Genomic DNA, 846 nt, shown 5'->3' with positions numbered 1-846 from the left:
AAACACTGGATGCGCCAGGCTCAGAAACGCACCGTCGAGGAAACTTGGCGCCACATCGGCCACCTCGTCGAAACGATCGAGGCAGCCGAATGCAAGAACTACTTCGTAAATGCCGGATACGCTTCCGTCAAAACGTGAAGGACTCTAGCCGCGACGACAGGCCGTCTATCAGCGGTCGTTTCCGACTGCAAACATGATGCCACGCTGCACCTGCTCGGCGCTTACAATGCGGGCAGTTTCAGCCGACGACGGTACTGGTTGGACCTGGTTGCATATAATCCAGCGCCCGATCTTCGAGAAGTCGAGGCCGATCTACCTCTCCCGGAAGGCGCGCTGAAACGAATCCACCAAGGGCTTGGTGAGATAAGCCAGAAACGTTCGTTCGCCGGTTGAGATGAACGTTTCGACCGGCATGCCTGGATAGATCTGCTCGGGCTTGATCTGCGGCGGCAGCCGCTCGGTCATTCTAAGCCGGACGGTGTAGTAAGGCACTCCGGAACTCGGTGTGATCAGCCGGTCCGCCGAAATGTAGAACACCTTTCCGGACACTTTTGGTGTTGTTCGCGCGTTGAGGGCCGTAAACATCAAGTTCGCATCCTGCCCTATCCGGATAGAGTCGATGTCCTCGGGCTTGATCTTCGCCTCGATGATAAGTTGGTTCGTGGTCGGCAGAAGCTCCATCGCGGCCTCGCCCGCTCGGATGACGCTGCCTTCGGAATTATAGAGCGAGCGGACGATGATGCCGTCCACCGGGGCACGGATGGTCGTCCGCTCCAGGACCGATCGAGCAGCGTTGATTTGTTCCTCGAGGTCCGCCACCTGTGCCCGGGCTTTGTTCAGTTCCGT

1 protein-coding gene and 1 pseudogene are annotated in these 846 nt (G+C 58.2%); one reads left to right on the top strand and one right to left on the bottom strand.

Annotated features, from left to right (window positions below; all coding sequences use genetic code 11):
- Positions 1-138, top strand: a pseudogene (locus tag AC1DZU_RS35610) (IS630 family transposase); the annotation flags it as partial.
- Between the two features lie 174 nt (positions 139-312).
- On the opposite strand, the gene AC1DZU_RS35605 reads toward AC1DZU_RS35610, so the two are convergent.
- Positions 313-846 (bottom strand): beta-barrel domain-containing protein (locus AC1DZU_RS35605; protein ID WP_477292137.1); only part of this gene is annotated, 534 nt, incomplete at its 5' end.

Source organism: Mesorhizobium sp. P2_A12, from assembly GCF_056405075.1.
This window is presented reverse-complemented; position numbering and strand designations above follow the sequence as displayed.